Genomic DNA, 21132 nt, shown 5'->3' with positions numbered 1-21132 from the left:
GGCTGGAGGCGGGAGACCGCCACGCCCTCCGAAAGGGCCTGTCGTTGGCACAGTTGGTGCAGGAAAGGGATTTGGATGACGCGGAAGGCTTGAGCGGCCGCCGTGTCAGGGGAAGGCGCTGGTCGCATCCCTTCACCATCATTCGCCGCATCTTCGGCAATGCGGTCTTTTCGAGCCTGACGCGCCGCATCCTCTTCTTCAATCTCGCAGCACTGCTCGTCCTGGTCGGCGGCATTCTTTACCTCAACCAGTTTCGCGAGGGCCTGATCGACGCCCGCGTCGAGAGCTTGCTCACGCAGGGCGAAATCATCGCCGGTGCGGTTTCGGCATCGGCCTCCGTCGATACGAACTCGATCACCATCGATCCGCAGAAGCTTCTCGAACTGCAGGCCGGGCAGAGCATTACGCCCGTCCCGAATGATGAGGATCTTGAATTCCCGATCGATCCGGAAAAGGTAGCACCGGTTCTCAGACGGCTGATCTCGCCCACGCGGACGCGTGCCCGCATCTTTGATGCCGATGCCAACTTGCTTCTCGATTCGCGCCATCTCTATTCGCGAGGTCAGGTCTTGCGCTTCGACCTGCCGCCGGTGGAGGAAGAGAAGCAGACTTGGGCTGAATGGCTTACAACGCTTTTCAACAAGGCGCTCCAGCCTGGGAATCTGCCGGTCTACAAGGAAGCGCCGGGTGGCGACGGGTCGATCTATCCGGAAGTGATGAATGCGTTGACGGGAGTGCGCGGCGCCGTTGTACGCACCACTGACAAGGGCGCACTCATCGTCTCTGTAGCTGTCCCGATCCAGCGTTTTCGTGCCGTTCTCGGCGTTCTGCTGCTTTCGACGCAGGCCGGTGACATCGACAACATCGTTCATGCCGAACGCTTGGCGATCATGCGCGTCTTCGGTGTGGCGACACTCGTCAACGTTCTGTTGTCGCTGGTCCTTTCGTCGACCATCGCCAATCCGCTTCGCCGTCTCTCGGCTGCGGCGATCCGCGTCCGGCGCGGCGCAAAGGAGCGCGAGGAAATCCCGGATTTCTCGGCCCGCCAGGACGAGATCGGCAACCTTTCGATCGCGCTCCGCGAGATGACAACCGCACTTTATGACCGTATCGATGCGATCGAGAGCTTTGCCGCCGATGTCAGCCATGAGCTCAAGAACCCACTGACCTCGCTTCGCAGCGCCGTGGAAACGCTGCCGCTAGCCAAGTCGGACGATTCCAAGAAGCGGTTGATGGATGTGATCCAGCACGACGTCCGCCGCCTCGATCGCCTCATCAGCGATATCTCCGACGCCTCGCGCCTCGATGCCGAACTTGCCCGTGTCGATGCCCGATCCGTCGATCTCGAGGTATTCCTCAGCGATCTGGTGGAGGTTTCAAGGCAGATTCGCCACAAGAACAAAGAGGTACAGATCGAGCTCGCGATCGAACGCAAGCCCGGCGTCAAGACGCGTTTCGTCGTCAATGGTCATGATCTCCGTATCGGCCAGATCATCACCAACCTCATCGAGAATGCCCGCTCCTTCGTTCCGGATGAAGGCGGCAAGATCACCGTCCGGCTGTTCCGCACACGGTCACGCTGCATTGTCTATATCGAAGACAACGGTCCGGGCATCCAGGCTGAAAATATCGACCGCATCTTTGAGCGCTTCTATACCGACCGGCCCGAGTCAGAAGGGTTCGGGCAAAATTCCGGTCTTGGCCTGTCGATCAGCCGTCAGATCGCGGAGGCACATGGCGGCTCGTTGCGTGCCGAAAACATCATCGATGCAGAAACGGCAGAAGTGCTTGGCGCCCGCTTCATTCTCGCCCTGCCGGCAGTCTCGGTGTCATCATGACGGGCGCAACTTTCAACATCAACGCCACGGCGATCGTCGTCAACAAGACCGGCCTGCTCTTTGTCGGCCCCTCCGGCTGGGGTAAATCCATGCTGGCATTCACGTGCATCACGGAAGCCAAACGGATGGGGCTGCCCGCCTCACTGGTCGCCGACGATCAGGTATTTCTGTCGAAACGCGATGGACAGATGATCGCTGAACGACCTCCCGCAATCTCTGGTTTGATCGAGCTGCGCGGTACCGGCATCGTCAAGTGCGAAAGCGTTCCGCTCGCCCCGATGCATTATGCCGTGCTGCCCGGCAGTACGTCGGGCGAAAATCGTCTGCCGCCCGACAACGACGTCGCGCAATTCGCAGAAGGCTTTTCGCTGCCGGCTCTGCGCTTGCTGCCAAACGCTCCAGTACCTCTCGCGATTTTGATGGCCATGGCACCGGACATCGGCCGATAATGCCTGCCGCATAGGCGCATTCGCCGCATATGTCTGCATTTTTATCTTGCACTTCGGCTTTTGATGGCCAAGATGTGCCCCCACCGGTGGACGCGATTGCTGCGTTGCGATATTGGGGCCACCGTTTATATGCCATTGGGAGCAGTTGAATCATGATCGGACTTGTGCTTGTCACTCATGGCAAGCTGGCTGAAGAGTTTCGTCATGCTGTGGAGCATGTCGTCGGTCCTCAGAAATTTATCGAGACGGTCTGCATCGGCCCCGAAGACGATATGGATCAGAGACGGCAGGATATCTTGCAGGCGGTCTCTAGCGCGGACGATGGCCACGGCGTCGTCATCCTGACCGATATGTTCGGGGGTACTCCTTCCAATCTCGCTATTTCGGTCATGAGCAGCGGTCATACCGAAGTGATTGCCGGCATGAACTTGCCGATGCTGATCAAGCTTGCTGGCGTGCGGGGCGAAAACAACATGGAAAAGGCGCTCATCGAAGCGTCGGAGGCCGGGCGGAAATACATCAACGTCGCCAGCCGCGTTCTGAGTGGCAAATGATGAAAACAAGTCCCGCCATGACCTCGTTTTCCCGGGAACTGCTCATCGTCAACAAGCGCGGCCTTCATGCGCGCGCCTCCGCCAAATTCGTCCAAATGGTCGAAACATTCGACGCTGCCGTTACTGTCTCCAAGGACGGAATGACGGTCGGCGGCACCTCGATCATGGGCTTGATGATGCTTGCCGCGAGTCCGGGCACGACCGTTCTCGTTTCCGCGAGCGGCAACCAGGCCGCCGAAGCGCTGAACGCATTGGATCGATTGATCCAGGACAAGTTCGGCGAAGAAATGTAAGCCTTCCGGGCTTCATATAAACATATAAAGACTTCTTTATATCTTTATTGCCATCGCCTGCGAAGCCTGCTACACGGCGAGCATGGCCGTGCGTCAATGCACGCGTTCGAGCTATCGCGCCGTCAACTGCGCGCTTATGAGACGCTATTCAGCTGGAGACCTCGATGAGCACTGAAAGAGATTATGTCGTCGCCGATATCGGTCTGGCGGATTTCGGCCGCAAGGAAATTTCGATCGCCGAAACTGAAATGCCGGGCCTCATGTCTTGTCGCGCCGAATTCGGCCCGTCAAAGCCGCTGAAGGGCGCGCGCATCACCGGCTCGCTGCACATGACGATCCAGACGGCCGTTCTGATCGAAACGCTCGCCGCGCTCGGCGCAGAAGTCCGCTGGGCTTCCTGCAACATCTTTTCGACCCAGGACCATGCCGCTGCCGCAATCGCCGCATCCGGCGTACCGGTTTTTGCCGTCAAGGGCGAGTCGCTCGAAGATTACTGGGTCTACACCGACAGGATCTTCCAGTGGGCCGATGGCGGCCTCTCCAACATGATTCTCGACGATGGTGGCGATGCCACCATGTACATCCTGCTCGGCGCGCGTGCCGAAGCCGGCGAAGATGTACTCTCGCACCCGCATTCCGAAGAAGAAGAGATCCTCTTCGCACAGATCAAGAAGCGGCTTGCCGCTTCACCGGGCTGGTTCACGAAGCAGCGTGATGCGGTCAAGGGCGTCACGGAAGAAACCACCACCGGCGTCAACCGCCTCTACCAGCTCAGCCAGAAGGGTCTGCTGCCTTTCCCGGCGATCAACGTCAACGACTCGGTCACCAAGTCGAAATTCGACAACAAGTATGGCTGCAAGGAATCGCTGGTTGACGGCATCCGCCGCGCCACCGACGTCATGATGGCCGGTAAGGTTGCCGTCGTCTGCGGCTATGGCGACGTCGGCAAGGGTTCAGCGGCATCGCTTTCCGGCGCCGGCGCCCGCGTCAAGGTCACGGAAGCCGATCCGATCTGCGCGCTGCAGGCAGCGATGGACGGTTACGAAGTCGTGCTGCTCGAGGACGTCGTCCCGTCGGCTGATATCTTCGTCACCACGACCGGAAACAAGGATGTCATCCGCATCGACCATATGCGTCAGATGAAGGACATGGCGATCGTCGGCAATATCGGCCACTTCGACAATGAAATCGAAGTCGCGGCACTCCGTAACCTCAAGTGGACGAATGTAAAGCCGCAGGTCGATCTGATCGAGTTCCCGAAGGGCAATCGCATTATCCTTCTCTCGGAAGGCCGCCTGCTCAATCTCGGCAACGCGACAGGCCATCCGTCCTTCGTGATGTCGGCCTCCTTCACCAACCAGACGCTGGCGCAGATCGAGCTCTTCACCAAGCCCGGTCAGTATGAAAACAAGGTCTATATTCTGCCGAAGCATCTCGACGAGAAGGTTGCCCGCCTGCACCTCGACAAGCTTGGCGTGAAACTGACGCAGCTTTCTGAAGAACAGGCCGCCTATATCGGCGTCTCGCCGAAGGGTCCTTTCAAGTCCGACCACTACAGATATTAACCTCGGCAACAATATCCACAACATCTTGGGGATGCCGCATTGACAAATGCGGCATCCCTATTTTTTGGATCCCACCTTCCCGCCGATTCCCTTCCGAAGTATTGTTCTAGAACTCGATTCGTGGCGCGGAGGTATCCGGTTTGCCCGAAAATGGGATGTCTTGTCGTGATGCGGCACATTGAAGGACGGAGACATACCGCTGATGTCGGAAATGAATCACAGCCTGCCGGGACAGGCGGACGAGGGCGCTTGGCCTGACATCCGTTCACACGAGGCAGGCCGAGAACATACGGCCAAAAAAGCCGTGAAGCAAAGCTCGGGGTCACTGACGCGGCTCGCGAGGATTTGCGCAGGCGGAACGGCAATCGCAGCATTGGCGCGGCCGGTGCTGGCCCAAGTCGAATCCGAAGCAGCAGCATCCGCACAACTTTTCACGTCTTCGCAGGTCGTCGGCTTTTCCGTCGTGATCGGCGTCATTTCCGCAGCCCTGCTTTCGACTCTCTGGCTCGTGCGCCAGCGCGGTAATCTTGAAAACGAAAGCCGTGAAATCCGCTCCGCCCTTTCCGATGCGCATCAGCGCATTTCGCAATACCAGGCGCTGATCGCCGACAAGAATCGCCGCATCGTTGTCTGGGACGGCAATGAGCGGCCGGAACTGCTTGGCCAGCTTCCAGCCGAAACCGGTGCGCCGCAGGACGGCGAATTCCTGGCGTTCGGCCTCTGGCTGAAACCCCGTTCCGCTACAGAGCTCGAAAGAGCGATTGATCGTCTACGTGGTGTTGCACAGAGCTTCGATATGGTTGTCGAAACCAGTCGCGAAGAAATCCTCGAGGCGCAAGGCCGGGTTTCCGGTGGCCGCGCCTTCGTGCGTTTCGTGGCGCTCAACAATCTCCGCGCCGAGCTTGCCGAACTGAAGATCGAGCGCGACCGGCTGATGTCCTCGATCTCGGCCTTCCAGAACCTGCTCGATGCGATCGACCTGCCCGCCTGGCAGCGCGATACCGAGGGGCGCCTCACCTGGGTCAATCAGGCCTATGGCGATGCGGTCGAGGCGACGTCGCCCCAGCACGCGATCAATGAGGGGCGGGAATTCCTGACGACGGTCGCCCGCGAACACATCCGCGTTGCGGCGACGCCCGAATCACCCTTCCACGACAAGATTTCGACGGTCGTCCGCGGCAATCGCACCTTTTTCGACGTCGTTGACGTGAAGTTGCCAAGCGGTTCCGCGGGAATAGCGATCGACGTTTCTGAAGCCGCATCCGTCCGCGCCGAGCTTGAGCGGACGCTGAAGAGCCATGCCGAGACACTTGACCATCTTGCGACGCCCGTAGCGATCTTCGATGGCGAGCGCCGCTTGCAGTTTTATAATCAGGCCTTCGTCGCGCTCTGGGAACTCGATATCGCTTTCCTCGAAAGTAAGCCCGACAACGCCGAGTTGCTGGAGCGATTGCGCGCCGCAAAGAAGCTTCCAGATCAGCTCAACTGGAAAAGCTGGAAAGAAACCGCACTTTCCGTCTATCGGGCACTCGATACGCAAACGGACCTCTGGCATCTGCCGAACGGTCAGACGCTGCGGGTCTTTGCGACGGCACATCCACAAGGCGGCGCAACCTGGGTTTTCGAGAATTTAACCGAACAGGTCGCTCTCGAAACGAGATACAACACACTGGTCAAGGTCCAAGGCGAAACGATCGACCATCTCTCCGAAGGCGTCGCCGTTTTCGGAGCCGACGGCCGTATTCGCCTTTCGAACCCGGCCTTCCGTATGCTCTGGGGCATTACCGAAGCCGAGGCCAAGCCGGGAACGCATATTCGTGCGGTTGGCGAAACGTGCTTACAGTCCTATGACCGGCCGGACGGCTGGAAGACCTTTGCGGAGCTGATTACCAGCTTCGATGACGAACGCCGTTCCAGTCAGGGAACACTGGAATTGCTCTCTGGCCTTGTGCTGGATTACGCCGTCATTCCGCTGCCGAATGCCCAGACGATGCTGACTTTCGTCAACATGACCGACAGCGTCCGCGCTGAGCGTGCGCTGACTGAGAAGAACGAGGCGCTGCGCAAGGCCGACGAGCTGAAGAACGATTTCGTCCAGCATGTCTCCTATGAGCTGCGCTCACCACTGACCAATATCATCGGTTTTGCCGACCTGCTGCGCACCCCGAGTGTCGGACCGCTGAACGAACGTCAGGCCGAATATATCGACCACATTTCGACGTCCTCGTCCGTGCTGCTGACGCTGGTAAACGATATTCTCGATCTTGCCACCGTCGATGCCGGCATTATGAGGCTCAACTATTCGGAAATCGACCTCAACGATCTTCTTGATGATGTTTCCATGCAGATTGCCGACCGGCTGCAGGAAAGCGGCGTGACGCTGGAGATCACAGCGCCCGCCTATCTTGGCTCGATCGTCGCCGATCCCCAGCGCTTGAAACAAATCCTATTGAAGCTACTTTCCAATGCTGCGAATTTTTCACCGGAAGGTGCGGCAATCTCTCTCGAATGCCATCGCGAGGGCACGGATTTCGTCTTCTCCGTCAGCGACCGAGGCCCCGGTATTCCGCAGGACATGATCGCGACAGTCTTCGATCGTTTTGCCACGGGCGCAAAAAGCGGCAAGCGCGGCGGTGCAGGCCTCGGCCTTTCGATTGTTGACAGTTTCGTCAGCCTACATAACGGCAGGGTTTCGATCGATAGCCAGCCGGGCAAAGGCACGAAGGTTATTTGCCGGATTCCCTCGGTCAACCTGCCGCATTCAGTCGCAGCAGCAGAATGATCACGAAGGGCGGCACAATCTCCCTTTTCCTGGAAGACGAGGCGGCAACAATCCGCCTTGGGGAAGATTTGGCGCTCGCGCTGAAGACTGGCGATTGCCTGGCACTTTCGGGAGATCTCGGCGCTGGAAAATCATCCCTTGCCCGTGCGTTTCTGCGCGCCATGGCGGATGACGAGCGGCTTGAGGTCCCGAGCCCGACATTTACGCTGGTTCAATCCTACGATTTGCGGTTTCCGGTTTCGCATTTCGATCTCTACCGCCTCGCTGACGGTGCGGAGTTGGAGGAACTCGGCTTCGACGAAGCGCTTCAGAACGGTATCTGCCTTGTCGAATGGCCGGAAATGGCAGAAGACGAATTGCCCGCCGATCGTATCGTGATGAAACTTGAGCATGAAGGCAGGGGCCGGCGCGCAACGATTTGCGCACCGCCCGCACAGATGCAGAGAATCCGCCGCGTTCTTGCAATCCGCGCTTTTCTCGCGAAAGCCGGGCACCCGATGGCAAAACGCCGCTTCCTGACGGGTGATGCGTCGCTGCGCGCCTACGAAGCGGTCTATCCGGATCGCCAGGACCGCAAGATACTGATGGATTGGCCGCCGCTTCCCGAGGGACCGGCGGTACTCGACGGAAAGCCTTATCCGAAGGTTGCCCATATTGCCGAGAATGCCTATCCCTTCGTTGCAATTGCCAATGCGCTGCGCGAAAGAGGCTTTGCAACGCCCGAGATCTATGAGGTCGACTATGCCGAGGGCATTCTGCTGATCGAAGATCTCGGCAGCGATGGCGTGCTTGATGAGGGCGGCAAGCCCATCGCATCGCGTTACCGACAAAGTGTCGCCTGTCTTGCGCATTTGCACGGGATGAAGATTCCGCAGGATATCCGCGTCACCGATAGCCACATCCACCACATTCCCGATTTTGACCGCACCGCCATGAAGATGGAAGTGCGCCTTGTTCTCGACTGGTATCTCCCGTGGAAGCGCGGTACAGCTGCCAGCGATGCCGAGCGTGATGAATATCTGGCGATCTGGGATAGGCTCATCGATGAACTCGCATCGGCAGAAAAAAATCTGTTGCTCCGGGACTTCCATTCACCAAACATCATCTGGCGCGAAGGACAAAAAGGCATTCAGAAGATCGGCCTCATCGATTTTCAGGACGCCATGATTGGCCCGACCGCCTATGATCTTGCATCCATCGTGCAGGATGCGCGCGTCACCATCGAACCTGCCCTGTTCAGGCAGCTCATGGACGACTATTTGGCTTTTCGCCGCGCACAGGGCAATTTTGACGAAGCCGGCTTCCTGAAAAGCTGGGCGATCATGTCGGCTCAGCGTAACTGCAAGCTTGCCGGTCTCTGGGTGCGGCTGTTGCAGCGCGACGGAAAGCCCGGCTATACGAAACACATGCCCCGCACGCTCTCCTATCTTAAGGTGGCGCTTGACCATGAAGCGCTTGCCCCCTTGCGCGATTGGTGCGCAAGGGCTGGAATAGGTTAAAGCGAATCATAAGTTCCGGATCAGATGACCATCAAACAAGCCATGGTGCTGGCTGCCGGCCTTGGCACCCGCATGCGCCCAATCACCGATACAATCCCGAAGCCGCTGGTGAAAATCGACGGCAAGCCAATGATCGACTATGCACTGGATTCGCTTGCGGAGGCAGGCGTTGAGAAGGCGGTCGTCAACGTCCATCATCTCGCCGATCAGATGCTCGCACATCTGAATTCTTACAAAGCGCTCGATATCATCATTTCCGACGAGCGCGACCGACTGATGAACAATGGCGGCGGCCTGGCAAAGGGCCTCAAGCTCCTTGGTCGCGGCACGATTTTCGTCACCAATGCCGATCTTTTCTGGATCGGTGAACGGCCTGACCGGCCGAGCAACCTTCGTCGTTTAGCCGGATTCTTCGATGCAGACCGCATGGATATGGCCATGCTCTGCGTCAAACTCGCGGATACGACCGGCCACAATGGCAAGAATGATTTCAACCTCGCCCCGGATGGCAGGCTTACCCGCTATCGTGAAAGGGGTCCGAACCCGGTCGTCTATGCCGGTGCAATCGTCATAGACACATCGTTTTTGGACGATGCTCCCGCCGATGACCCGTTCAATCTCAATATCTATTTCGACAAGGCGATCGAGCGCGGGCGGCTTTTGGGCATGATGCTCGAAGGCCATTGGCTGACAGTCGGCACGCCGGAGGCGATCGGCGAAGCGGAGGAAACGATCCGGCGCTTCCGGACGTTTGTGTAACGGATGACCGAACGGCACCAGCCTCGCGTTCTAACGATCCCGGCAGGTCTGCCTTTCCTGAAGACGCTTGCCGCAACGCTCTGCGACGGAGGACTGACGCCGCTCTTCCGGCATGATCCGGATGATCCGCTTTCGCTCTCCAAAGTAACGATCTACCTGCCAACGCGACGCGCCGCCCGCGTGCTGCGTTCGGAGTTCGTCGATCTTCTCGGCGGCCGTTCGGCGATCCTGCCGGTTATCCGGCCGCTCGGCGAGACGGATGACGACAGCGGCTATTTCGAGGAGGCGCTGCCTGCAACCCTCGATCTCGCGCAGCCGCTTTCGAACACGGCGCGCTTGCTGGAGCTTGCCCGCCTCATCCTCGCCTGGCGCAACAGGCTGCCAGAGATCGTGCGGCGTATCCACGCCGATTCGCCCTTGGCCGCGCCGGCGAGCCCGGCAGACGCGATCTGGCTCGCACGCAATCTTGCCGAACTGATCGATTCCATCGAGACCGAGGATCGCGAGTGGTCGGAACTCACGAAACTCGATGCCGAAGATCACGCTCTGTGGTGGCAGTTGACGGCCGAATTTCTGCAGATCGCCATCGCTTTCTGGCCGGAACGGCTTGCCGAACTCGGAAAATCGTCACCGGCACGCCATCGCAATGCAATCCTACGTGCGGAAGCCCACCGGCTCGCAACGGCAAAACCTGCCGGACCGATTATTATTGCCGGGTCCACTGGCTCGATGCCGGCAACGGCCGACCTCATCGCTGCCGTCGCCAATCTGCCTGAGGGCGTGATCGTCCTTCCGGGCCTCGATCTATCCATGCCGGATGCGCATTGGCAGCTGGTTGCGCCAGAGATTACCGCTGGGGAGCGGACCAACCCCGCCAGCCGAAGCCACCCGCAATATGGCCTTTCGTCCCTCCTCAAACGGCTGAACTTCACGCGCGGCGACGTCGTTGCGATCGAGGAGGCGGAACAAGATCTACATCGCCGCGCAGAAATTCTTTCCCGTGCGCTCGCTCCAGCGGAAGCGACGAGCAATTGGGGCGAATGGAAGAAGGAACTCCCGGACGAGGCATTGGCGGCTGCCTTTGCCGATGTCTCGCTGATCGAAGCCACAAACGAACGTGAAGAAGCGACGGCGATCGCCATAGCCTTGCGGCTGGCACTGGAGCAGCCGGGACGAAACGGCGACAGCCAGACAGCGCTTATCACACCGGACCGAAATCTGGCCCGGCGCGTCATGGCAGAGCTCTCCCGTTTCGGCATCCTGGCCGACGACTCGGCCGGTACGCCACTTGCGGCTATGCTGCAGGGAACACTCCTTCAACTGCTCCTCGAGGCAACACTCCGGCCCGGCGATCCGGTCACAATCGTAGCATTGCTCAAGCATCCGCTGGCCCGCTTCGGCCTCGAACGCGGCGCGCTCACGCAAGCCGTCGAAGCACTCGAACTGCTCGCCCTGCGTGGCGGTGTTGCCGCGGTTGATATCAGCGCGTTGGAGCCTTTGCTGGAGCATCAACTTTCAGAGCAGGCAAGGGACAGACACGCGCCGAATTGGCGCAGGTCGCTGCCACCGGAAGCGGTGGAGCAAGCGCGCAATCTTGCCCGGCGGATGTCGAATGCGACCGAACCGCTGGCATCCGCGCTCGTCCGGCACCGGCCGGATGGCCGTGGACTGACGGCCAGCTTCACTCTTTCCGATTGGGCGGAGCGGACCGGACGGGCACTCGAAGCTGTGGCAGTCGATGAACGCGGCAACCTCGCCAATCTCTGGGCTGGTGAAGCGGGGGATTCACTTGCAAGCCTGCTCGGAGAGGTGATCGAGACGGAGGGCCAGATCGAAGCCGATGGACCGCAATGGATCGATATCATGGCGGCGCTTTCGGCCGGCCAGGCGGTCAAACCGCGCGCGCTCAGCCATCCAAGAGTCTTCATTTTCGGCACGTTGGAGGCGCGTCTGCAAAGCGTCGACACGCTGATCCTGGGTGGACTGAATGAAGGCTCCTGGCCCGGCCAAACGGCTAACAATCCCTTCATCTCGCGCACGATGAAGACGGAAATCGGCCTCGAGCCGCCGGAGCGGCGCATCGGCCAACTGGCCCATGACTTCGCAATGGCGAGCGGAACACGGCATCTGATCTATTCGCGCTCGCTGCGGCAAGGCTCGACGCCGACGGTCGCTTCGCGCTGGCTTCAGCGGCTGCTGGCGCTGGGCGGCGAGGCTTTCGAAAGGGAACTGAAAGCACGCGGCGACCGCTTCGTGCATTGGGTAAGCCTGCTGGACGAGAGCAAGAGCCAAGCACCCGCACAACGCCCCTCGCCTACACCGCCCCTTGAATTGCAGCCGAAATCCTATTCCTTCAGCGAAGTTGGCCGCCTGCGGCGCGATCCTTATGCCATCTATGCCCGGCGCATCTTGCGGCTTGACCCCGTGGATCCCTTCAATCGCGATCCAGGTGCTGCGGAACGCGGGACGCTCTATCACACGATCATCGACCGCTTTGTCCGTGAAGGACATGCTGCAGGTACGCCGGAAGCCGCGCAAGCAATGGAAACCATCCTGATGGAGCTCTTCGACATGGAGCGCCTGCCGTCGCACATTGATGCAGTGTGGCGTCCGCGTTTCAGGGAGGTGGCGCGCGCATTCCTCGAATGGGAAGCCGAACGCCGACCGGCGATCCGCAAGACTTATACGGAAGTGCGCGGCGGCGTGGAACTCGAACCGATCAATATCCGGTTGACAGGCGTTGCGGATCGCATCGATGTGACGGGGCCGAACGCTGCCGACATCATCGACTACAAGACCGGATACAATCCATCGCCCGCACAGGCGCGCGCGCTGCTCGACCCGCAGTTGGCGCTTGAGGCCGCCGCGCTCAGCGCCGGCGCCTTTCGCGACGTCGGAAGTCTGACACCGCAGGATCTCATCTATGTGCGCCTTCGCCCCGGCAGCCGTTTCGACACCGATGTAGTCAACAATGAAACTTCCACTCGAAGCGACAAGGCAAAATCGGCCCTCGATCTGGCAGAGGAATCGATCGATCAATTGGTCAAATTCGTGTCTCTTCTGCAATCCGGCGAACGTGGCTTCACTTCACGGTTAATTCCGGCGCAGCAGTTCGATTTCGGTGGTGATTACGATCACCTTGCGCGCGTTTCCGAATGGTCGACGGCCGAAAACGAAGAAGGGGGCGGCGATGAGTGATCCGACCGCACTTCCGGAAGGCGACGATCCGGGCATGTGGATAAGCTGGACGACGATCCAGCAGTCGATTGCCTCCGACCCGTCGCGGTCAGCCTGGGTTTCGGCCAATGCCGGTTCCGGCAAGACGCACGTGCTGACGCAGCGCGTCATCCGCCTTCTGCTTTCCGGTGCGCGGCCCTCGGCCATCCTCTGCCTCACTTATACCAAGGCCGCCGCATCCGAAATGTCGAATCGTGTCTTCGCACGTTTGGCCGAGTGGGCGGTGCTGCCGGACGAGGAACTCAAGAACCGGATAACGCAGATCGAAGGCGAAGCGCCGGATCGACTCAAGCTTGCCGAAGCGAGACGGCTTTTTGCCAAGGCGCTGGAAACGCCGGGCGGGTTGAAAATCCAGACCATCCATGCCTTTTGCGAGGCCTTGCTGCATCAGTTTCCACTGGAGGCCAATGTCGCCGGACACTTCTCGGTTCTCGACGATCGCGCCGCAGCGACATTGCTCGCCGATGCCCGCCGCTCGCTGTTGACCGCGACGACACCCGAGCAGGATCCAGACCTTGCCGATGCCTTCTCCTATATTCTCAATCTCGGTGACGAGACCGGGCTGGAGACACTACTTGGCGAGATCGTCGCCAGCCGTAACGCCATTCGCCGCTTCATTTCCGCGGCTGAGCAACGAGGCGGGATTGCGACCACGCTGCGCAGGCAACTGCAACTATCCGCCGACGAAACAGAGGCCCAGATCACCTCGCGATACTGGCCGCTACCGGGTCTCTTCGGCCTGACGTTCGATCTTTACCTGACATTGACAGCCCAAAAGGGTGGCGCGAAAGCGCAGGAAGTCGCCTATGGCTTGCGGCAGGCTTCCAATGAGCGGAATGCGACAAAGCGCGCCGAATTGCTGGAAAAGATTTTCCTGACGGCGAAGGGCGAACCTAAGTCGGATTCGCAATTCACCGTCAAAGCCATGCTCTCCGATGCACCTGAGCTTGCAGATGCGATCGCTGAAGCGCGCGCGCATATCGTCGCCTGCCGCGACCGTCTCAAGATCATGCGGATGTTCAATGCCACGCATGCAGCGATTATCCTCGCTGACCGGCTGAACCGGGACTATGACGAGCTGAAAAAGCAGCGCAGTCAGCTGGATTTCGAAGATCTCATCACGCGCACCGCGGATCTGCTGACGAAAAGCGGCGTCGGGCCTTGGATTCACTATAAGCTCGACCAGGGTATCGATCACATTCTGGTCGATGAAGCGCAGGATACGAGCCCAATCCAATGGAGCGTGATCCAGTCGCTGGCGGAAGATTTCTTTTCCGGCGAAAGTGCGCGGCCGCTCGTGCGGACGCTGTTTGCCGTCGGCGACGAGAAGCAATCGATCTATTCCTTCCAGGGCGCGCGCCCGGAACGTTTCTCCGAGGAGAGCGAACGTACAAGGAGGCGGGTCTCGGCAAGCGGTCAAATGTTTTCGTCGGTGCGTCTGCCCCTTTCCTTTCGCTCGACATCCGACGTTCTCGCTGCGGTCGACCATATCTTCACATCATCCGAAAACGCGCGAGGCCTCAGCGCCGTCGAAGAACCGGTCGTTCACCGCTCTAGCCGCATCGGTCACCCAGGTGCCGTCGATCTCTGGGAGATGATCGCCCCTGAAGCCACCGTTAAGGACGAAGACTGGACAGCGCCCTTTGACGCGACGCCCGAAAGCGCGCCAGCTGCTATTCTTGCCCGGCGTATGGCCCATACGATCGAGCGGCTTGTCGGCCACGAGACGATCGTCGAGAAGGGCAAGGAGCGTCTTATTCGGGCGGGCGATATCCTTGTGCTGGTCCGTAAGCGCGATGCCTTCGTCAATGCCCTGACCCGCGCACTGAAACGGCGCAACAATATTCCGGTCGCAGGCGCAGACCGCCTCAGGCTGACCAGCCATATCGCCGTTCAGGACTTGCTGGCGCTTGGCCGCTTCCTCTTGTTGCCGCAGGATGATCTTTCACTGGCGGCGGTGCTCAAGAGCCCGCTGGTCGACCTATCGGAAGACGATATCTTCGCACTCGCTGCACTGCGTAGCGACCATGCAAGCGTGTGGGCTCACCTGCAACAATTCGCACTCGACGGTCACGAGCGATATGCGACCGTGACAGAAAAGCTCACGCTACTTCTTCATCAATCGCGAAACCTCTCCGTCCACGACTTTTACTCGCGTCTGCTTGGCGTTCACGGCGGCCGGCGGCAATTTCTCGCGCGTCTCGGCACCGAGGTCAGCGATATTCTGGACGAGTTCCTCACATTCACGTTTGATCACGAAAGCTCGGGGTTGCCCGGCCTGCAATCCTTCATCTCCACGCTGGAACTCGAAGCGCCCGAAGTGAAGCGTGAGCAGGACAAGGGCCGCAACGAGGTTCGGATCATGACCGTGCATGCTTCTAAGGGGCTGGAAGCACCGATCGTTTTTCTTGTCGACGGCGGCTCCAAAGCTTTCACGCATACCCACATGCCGAAACTGCGCCTGCTCGAAACAAATGCAGAAACCCCTCCAATACCTGTCTGGGTTCCGGTCAGCGACCTTGCCAATTCGATGACGCAAGCCGATGCGGCACGACTTCAGAAATTGGCCGAAGAGGAATACCGGCGGCTGCTCTACGTAGCGATGACACGCGCCGCCGACCGGTTGATTGTTTGCGGTTATCGCGGTGTCAGGGCAAACAGCGATACGTGGCACATGATGATTTCATCGGCGATGGCAGACAGTCACCCGCATGTTACACCGGCAACCTTCGAAGGACCGGACGGTGAATGGCAGGGCGTGAAATGGCGCGTGCCGCAAGTGGGCCGCACGTTCGAGCGCTCCGAGAAGCTGGAAGATCGGAACGAGCGCGAGGCCTTGCCCTCCAGCATTCTCGGGCCGCTCCCGCCGCAAAGGCAGTTGCCGAGACCTCTCAGCCCATCCGGCGCCGGAACCATCATCGATGAGGAGGCGGATGACCTCTTGATCAATTCGCCGCTCTTTGCGGAAAAAACACGCTCCGACCGGTCGTTGGAAAAGGGGCGTCTGATCCATCGCATGCTGCAGACTTTACCGGACATCACTCCAGCCGAGAGAGCGGACGCGGCGGCCCGTTACGCAAGCCGTGCTGCACGTTTCTGGCCGGAAACCGAACGGCAGCGACTGATCGATTCGGTGCTGAAACTATTGGCGGAGGACAGCCTTCAGGCGATTTTTGCAGTGCACACGCAGCCGGAAGTCTCGATCATGGGGACGCTCACCTTGAAGGGGGGCCACTATGCCATTTCCGGCCGTGTCGATCGCTTGGCCGTATTCGACGATCGCGTCGTCGTTCTCGACTATAAAACCAATCGCGTGCCGCCCGCGACCCAAAAGGACATTCCCTTTGCGCATCAGGCGCAGCTTGCGATCTACCGCGAAATCCTGACGCCGCTCTATCCCGGCAAGCACATCGATTGCGTGCTGGTCTATACCGAGAACGCCACTGTTTATACCTTGACCGAGCGCGAGCTCGAAATGGCGCTTGCAGGACTCAAAACAAAGTGAAATACCGGACATTGAAAGTTCGGCACCGCACCATCACATGTGGATCAACAGTAAATTCCGCTAAAGGAGCAGCCTATGGCTACCGTGAAAGTCGATATCAACAACTTCCAGTCGGAAGTTCTGGAATCTGCAGAACCCGTCGTCGTTGATTTTTGGGCCGAGTGGTGCGGTCCGTGCAAGATGATCGCTCCGAGCCTTGAGGAAATTGCAACCGAACTCGCAGGCAAGGTTAAGGTCGCGAAGCTTAATATCGATGAAAACCCGGAACTGGCAGCCCAGTTTGGCGTCCGCTCGATTCCCACGCTTGCCATTTTCAAGGCTGGTGAAGTTGCCGATATCAAGGTTGGCGCTGCTCCGAAGACTGCTCTTTCGAGCTGGATTTCGAACGCCGCTTAATTTCATTGCACAATGATATGAAAAGCCCGGCTCTGACCGGGCTTTTTTCATTTCGGGGGGTATTTCGTTGCCAGCAAGAAATCGCCGACGAGATAGAGCGACCCGCCGATCAGGATTCTGGGCGCCAGAGCCTGCGGATCAAGGATCTCCTCGATCGTGTCCAACGCTTCACCACTGGCCCCCATCGACCCAGATTTCGGCACCGGCCGGGGCGTGTGCGATAAGGCGGCCGGGCCATTCGACGGAATTCATAGCCTTTTCCATCATCGCTTCGGTGACGACGAAACCTGCTGCCTTGACGGCGCGGATCGCTGCGGCGGCGTTGGCATATTGATGGCGGCCGGGAAGGCGCGGCAACGGCAGATCGGCGAGACCGAATTCGCCCTGATGGACGACGCGGCCATATTTCTCATGCCATGTAATCCTGGCCGAAGACAGCGGTCGGGCAATTGCATGAGCCGAATAGCTTCGTCGCGAAACTGCCGGAGTCCTGCGATTGCCTGCCGCCCGTTAAGTGTGAAAGCTCCTGCTCACCATTGCAACGATGATCTCATAGAGTTCGCCTTGAGCCTGTTCGATGGTGATCTCTCCCGTCGCAGCGGCATGAGATAACGAATCGGCCGCCCCGAGCACCGCCCAGAAGCTGGACTGCATGATGCCCTTTGGGCCCGTGAACGAAGCCAACGCCTTTCGGCATTTCTCGATGAACGCCAGTTGATAGTCGCGTCTGACGGCCTCCAGTTCGGGGGAGCCGGCAAGCCCGGCCAACACGCCTGGAATCTCACGGCCCTGGGCCAGCACGCATTCGACGTAGGACGAAGCGATCACCCTTGCGGTTCTTTCCAAGATCGGGGCGCAGGCTTCAAGCGCGGCGTCGATCACCTCCGTTTGGCGCGCGTCGAAGTCCTGATAGAGAGCCGTCAACAGGCCGTTGCGGGTACCGAAATGGTTGTAGATTACCGGCTTTGTAACACCGGCCTCGTCCGCCATGCGCGGCAGCGTCAGCGCATCGGCGCCTTCTTCGCGCGCGAGCCGCCACGCCACGTCGAGAAGCTGGCGTAGCCGCTGTTCACGGCTCAAACGGACTCGCTTCGGGGCAATCTGCGTGTCATCGGGTGTGCTTGACATCTCTATATACCAAATGTAACTTACTTAAAGTATATAGATACAACCCTTCCAACGCAACCATCCGCTGGTCTTCCGTCAGCGGCCGAAGCGGGACGCCTGCGCGCGCCGTTCGCAAAAGGACTTGCCCGATGACCGATATGGCACTTCCAAGCTCGGTGAACCGAAAGGCATGGCTCGGCCTCATGGCCGTGCTGCCGCTGGTCCTGCTCGTCGCAATGGACGGCTCGATTCTCTACCTCACCATGCCGCACGTCACGTCCGCCCTGACGCCGACAGCCGACCAGGCGCTCTGGATTCTCGACATCTACGGCTTCGTGGTCGGCTCGTTGCTCATCGTCTTCGGCAATATCGGTGACCGCTATGGGCGGCTCAAGCTGATTATGGTGGGCGCGGTGGTATTCGGTGCGGGATCGCTCGGCGCGGCCTATTCGCAATCTCCATTGATGCTGATAGCCGCACGGGCGCTCATGGGGCTGGGCGGTGCGACATTGCTGCCGTCCGGGCTGGCAATCGTCAGCGCCCTGTTTCCCGATCCGCGGCTGCGCGCGCGGGCCATCGGCATCTTCGCCGCGACATTCGCAGCCGGCTTCGCCATTGGCCCCCTGATCGGCGGCATGTTGCTCAGGCAGTTCGAGTGGGGCGTCGTGTTCCTCATCAATGTCCCCGTCGTGCTCGCCTTCCTGATCGTAGCGCCGATCCTGCTTCGCGAGGTCCGCTCGACGACCTATGGTCGGATCGACCTGCCGAGTCTCCTGCTGTCGTTCGTCGGCATCCTGCTGTTCACCTGGTCTCTCAAGATCGCCGCAGCGGAGGGCTTTACGGCGGCGCAGTCCGGCGGCGGGATCATCGGCATTCTTGCCCTCGCGCTGTTCCTGCGCCGACAGACCCGCATCGACTATCCGCTGCTCGATCTCAGCCTATTTCGAGATCGCATTTTCTCCATCGCAATCCTGACCGGGCTTTTATCCCTCGTCGTCTGGTCTGTCGCCGGCTACCTGTCCGGGATCTATCTGCAATCGGTGCTTGGCTTCGATGTTTTTACCACGGCGCTGCTGACCCTGCCGGGGGCCATCGTGCTGACCGCGACGTGCATGGGCACCGCGCGCATCGTGGAGTGGATCGGCCGCAAGACTGCTCTTGTGGCGACGCATCTACTGATAGGTGCGGGCGTCTTTTTGCTGCTGCTTACGAGCACCGACGTTGGTGGCGCGGCCTTCATCGCATCAACGCTCATCGCCGGCATCGGCTACGGACTGTCGTTCAGCCTCGTGGCCGAGGTCGCTGTCTCGGCGGTTTCGCCCGAACGAGCCGGCGCGGCCGGATCCATCGCGGAAACCAGCAACGAGCTGGGAAATGCGCTCGGCATCACTCTGCTCGGATCGCTGGCCGCCCTGAGCTTCCGCCTGCTTGGTCCCGGCGTAGCGGGCACGCTCAACGAGACCCTGGATCGGCCGGGCCTTCCCCCTGAGACCGTCGCACAGGCCAAAGAAGCCTTCCTTATCGGGTTGCATGTCGCAGTCGGAGTCGGAGGGTTGCTCATGCTTGTCGTCGGAATCATTGCGTGGCTCTGGCTGCCAAGAACGCTGCCGGAATAGCGATCCGAAAGCGGTGCCGCGAAAATCCCCGATCGAAGCGACAGTTTTGCGACTTAGTTTACGACGTCCCAAAAATAGGCATTCTGCGACAATTGAGTCTGCAGAATGCTTCCACATTTCGGTTAGAGGCTGGGCTTCGACCGGGCTTCTTTCATTTCGGGGGTGTTTCGTTGTCAGCAAGAACATCGCCGACGAGATAGAGTGACCCGCCGATCAGGATCCTGGGCGCCGGAGCTTGCGGATCAAGGATCTCCTGGATCGCCTCCAACGCTTCACCGACTGTGGCCCTCGGCTCTGCGACTAGGCCTGCATCATAGGCAGAATTTGACAGGATCACCGGATCGATCATCGCCTCGCTGCCACGGATCGGTACGCAGAAGACCTTTTCCGCAAGCCCGACAAAGGCCCTGAAATAGCCGACCGGGTCCTTGGTATTGATCATGCCGGTTATGAGGTAGAGTGGCCGCGGATGCTTTTCCTCGAAATTCGCCATGGCCTCGGCGATAACTTCGCCAGCACCGGGATTATGGCCCCCATCGACCCAGATTTCGGCACCGGCCGGGGCGTGTGCGATAAGGCGGCCCTCGGTCAGCCGCTGAAGGCGACCGGGCCATTCGACGGAATTCATAGCCTTTTCCATCATCGCTTCGGTGACAACGAAACCTGCTGCCTTGACGGCGCGGATCGCTGCCGCAGCGTTGGCATATTGATGGCGGCCGGGAAGGCGCGGCAACGGCAGATCGGCGAGACCGAATTCGTCCTGATAGACGAGGCGGCCATACTCCTCATGCGCCATGTAATCCTGGCCGAAGACAGCGGTCGGGCAATGCAAGCGCTCGGCAGTCGACATCAGGACATCCAGGACTGCGTCATATTCCTGATGGCCGATCACCACGGCATAGCCGGGCTTCATGATGCCGGCTTTTTCAGCCGCGATCAGTTCGACGCGGTCGCCGAGATAGGGCTGATGATCGAGCGAGATCGGCATGATGACCGAAACGGCCGGATCGGAGATGACGTTTGTCGCATCAAACCGTCCGCCGAGACCGACCTCAATGATTGCCGCATCGGCCGGGTGCTCGGAAAAGAGAAGGAAAGTCACCGCCGTCAGGATTTCAAAGACCGTGATTTTCTGGCCGGCATTCGCTTCAGCAACGCGTCGAAGCGCTTCTGCAAAAACCGCATCGTCGACAAACTGACCCCGGCCGCCCTTAAGACCGATCCGATAGCGCTCATGCCAGTTGACCAGATGTGGCGAGGTATGGACATGGACGCCGTAGCCACCGGCTTCCAGCAATGCGCGGCAAAAGGCTGTAACCGAACCCTTGCCATTTGTTCCGGCAACATGAATGACCCGCGGCAGCCGGTTCTGCGGATTGCCGAGAACTTCGAGAAGGCGGGTGATGCGATCGAGCGAAAGATCGAAACCCTTGGGATGCAATCCCATGAGTTTGTCGATCTCCTGCGCTGCTTCACTCACTGCGGTCTGGCCTCTGGGTATCATTCAGCACCCCGCCCAAGCAGGTTTATGT

14 protein-coding genes and 1 pseudogene are annotated in these 21132 nt (G+C 59.6%); 12 read left to right on the top strand and 3 right to left on the bottom strand.

What is annotated here, in order from left to right:
- Nucleotides 1-44: 44 nt before the first annotated feature.
- The 11 genes from ISN39_RS19210 to trxA all read left to right on the top strand — a co-directional run bounded on the left by ISN39_RS19210 (nucleotide 45) and on the right by trxA (nucleotide 16877).
- Nucleotides 45-1838, top strand: coding sequence for a sensor histidine kinase (locus tag ISN39_RS19210; RefSeq protein ID WP_074066137.1), 1794 nt, complete (start codon nucleotides 45-47; stop codon nucleotides 1836-1838).
- Complete coding sequence (locus tag ISN39_RS19205) at nucleotides 1835-2287, top strand: serine/threonine protein kinase (protein ID WP_194728532.1); 453 nt, start codon at nucleotides 1835-1837, stop codon at nucleotides 2285-2287. The genes ISN39_RS19210 and ISN39_RS19205 overlap by 4 nt, the downstream gene beginning before the upstream one ends.
- A gap of 152 nt (nucleotides 2288-2439) precedes the next feature.
- Nucleotides 2440-2841, top strand: a complete 402-nt coding sequence (locus ISN39_RS19200) for a PTS sugar transporter subunit IIA (protein ID WP_074066135.1) — start codon at nucleotides 2440-2442, stop codon at nucleotides 2839-2841.
- Nucleotides 2842-2858: 17 nt separating this feature from the next.
- Complete coding sequence (locus tag ISN39_RS19195) at nucleotides 2859-3134, top strand: HPr family phosphocarrier protein (protein WP_194730256.1); 276 nt, start codon at nucleotides 2859-2861, stop codon at nucleotides 3132-3134.
- Nucleotides 3135-3298: 164 nt separating this feature from the next.
- On the top strand, nucleotides 3299-4699 hold the full coding sequence (gene ahcY, locus ISN39_RS19190) for an adenosylhomocysteinase (RefSeq protein WP_194728531.1): 1401 nt from the start codon (nucleotides 3299-3301) through the stop codon (nucleotides 4697-4699).
- 202 nt (nucleotides 4700-4901) lie between these two features.
- On the top strand, nucleotides 4902-7481 hold the full coding sequence (locus ISN39_RS19185) for a PAS domain-containing sensor histidine kinase (RefSeq protein WP_194728530.1): 2580 nt from the start codon (nucleotides 4902-4904) through the stop codon (nucleotides 7479-7481).
- A complete protein-coding gene (tsaE, locus tag ISN39_RS19180; RefSeq protein WP_194728529.1) occupies nucleotides 7478-8980 on the top strand; it encodes a tRNA (adenosine(37)-N6)-threonylcarbamoyltransferase complex ATPase subunit type 1 TsaE in 1503 nt (500 codons plus the stop codon). Before ISN39_RS19185 ends, tsaE begins: the two co-directional genes overlap by 4 nt.
- Before the next feature lie 24 nt (nucleotides 8981-9004).
- Nucleotides 9005-9739 (top strand): nucleotidyltransferase family protein, encoded by a 735-nt coding sequence (locus tag ISN39_RS19175; RefSeq protein ID WP_194728528.1) that lies wholly within the window; start codon nucleotides 9005-9007, stop codon nucleotides 9737-9739.
- Between the two features lie 3 nt (nucleotides 9740-9742).
- On the top strand, nucleotides 9743-12937 hold the full coding sequence (gene addB, locus ISN39_RS19170; protein ID WP_194728527.1) for a double-strand break repair protein AddB: 3195 nt from the start codon (nucleotides 9743-9745) through the stop codon (nucleotides 12935-12937).
- On the top strand, nucleotides 12930-16481 hold the full coding sequence (gene addA, locus ISN39_RS19165; RefSeq protein ID WP_194728526.1) for a double-strand break repair helicase AddA: 3552 nt from the start codon (nucleotides 12930-12932) through the stop codon (nucleotides 16479-16481). The genes addB and addA overlap by 8 nt, the downstream gene beginning before the upstream one ends.
- Nucleotides 16482-16556: 75 nt before the next feature.
- A complete protein-coding gene (gene trxA, locus ISN39_RS19160) occupies nucleotides 16557-16877 on the top strand; it encodes a thioredoxin (RefSeq protein ID WP_022718427.1) in 321 nt (106 codons plus the stop codon).
- A 47-nt stretch (nucleotides 16878-16924) separates the two neighbouring features.
- On the opposite strand, the pseudogene ISN39_RS19155 reads toward trxA, so the two are convergent.
- Both ISN39_RS19155 and ISN39_RS19150 read right to left on the bottom strand, forming a co-directional pair.
- Nucleotides 16925-17328, bottom strand: a pseudogene (locus ISN39_RS19155) (hypothetical protein); the annotation flags it as partial.
- A 59-nt stretch (nucleotides 17329-17387) separates the two neighbouring features.
- Nucleotides 17388-18005, bottom strand: a complete 618-nt coding sequence (locus ISN39_RS19150) for a TetR/AcrR family transcriptional regulator (protein WP_194728525.1) — start codon at nucleotides 18003-18005, stop codon at nucleotides 17388-17390.
- Between the two features lie 128 nt (nucleotides 18006-18133).
- Between ISN39_RS19150 and ISN39_RS19145 the strand changes: the two genes are divergently transcribed.
- Entirely contained in the window at nucleotides 18134-19600 is a 1467-nt protein-coding gene (locus ISN39_RS19145) for an MFS transporter (protein WP_194728524.1), read from the top strand.
- A gap of 151 nt (nucleotides 19601-19751) precedes the next feature.
- Here ISN39_RS19145 and ISN39_RS19140 read toward each other — a convergent pair whose 3' ends face one another.
- Nucleotides 19752-21104: a folylpolyglutamate synthase/dihydrofolate synthase family protein gene (locus ISN39_RS19140; RefSeq protein WP_194728523.1), complete on the bottom strand. Its 1353-nt coding sequence runs from the start codon at nucleotides 21102-21104 to the stop codon at nucleotides 19752-19754.
- Nucleotides 21105-21132 lie beyond the last annotated feature (28 nt).

It is taken from the genome of Rhizobium sp. 007, assembly GCF_015353075.1.
Lineage (GTDB): Bacteria > Pseudomonadota > Alphaproteobacteria > Rhizobiales > Rhizobiaceae > Rhizobium.
This window is presented reverse-complemented; position numbering and strand designations above follow the sequence as displayed.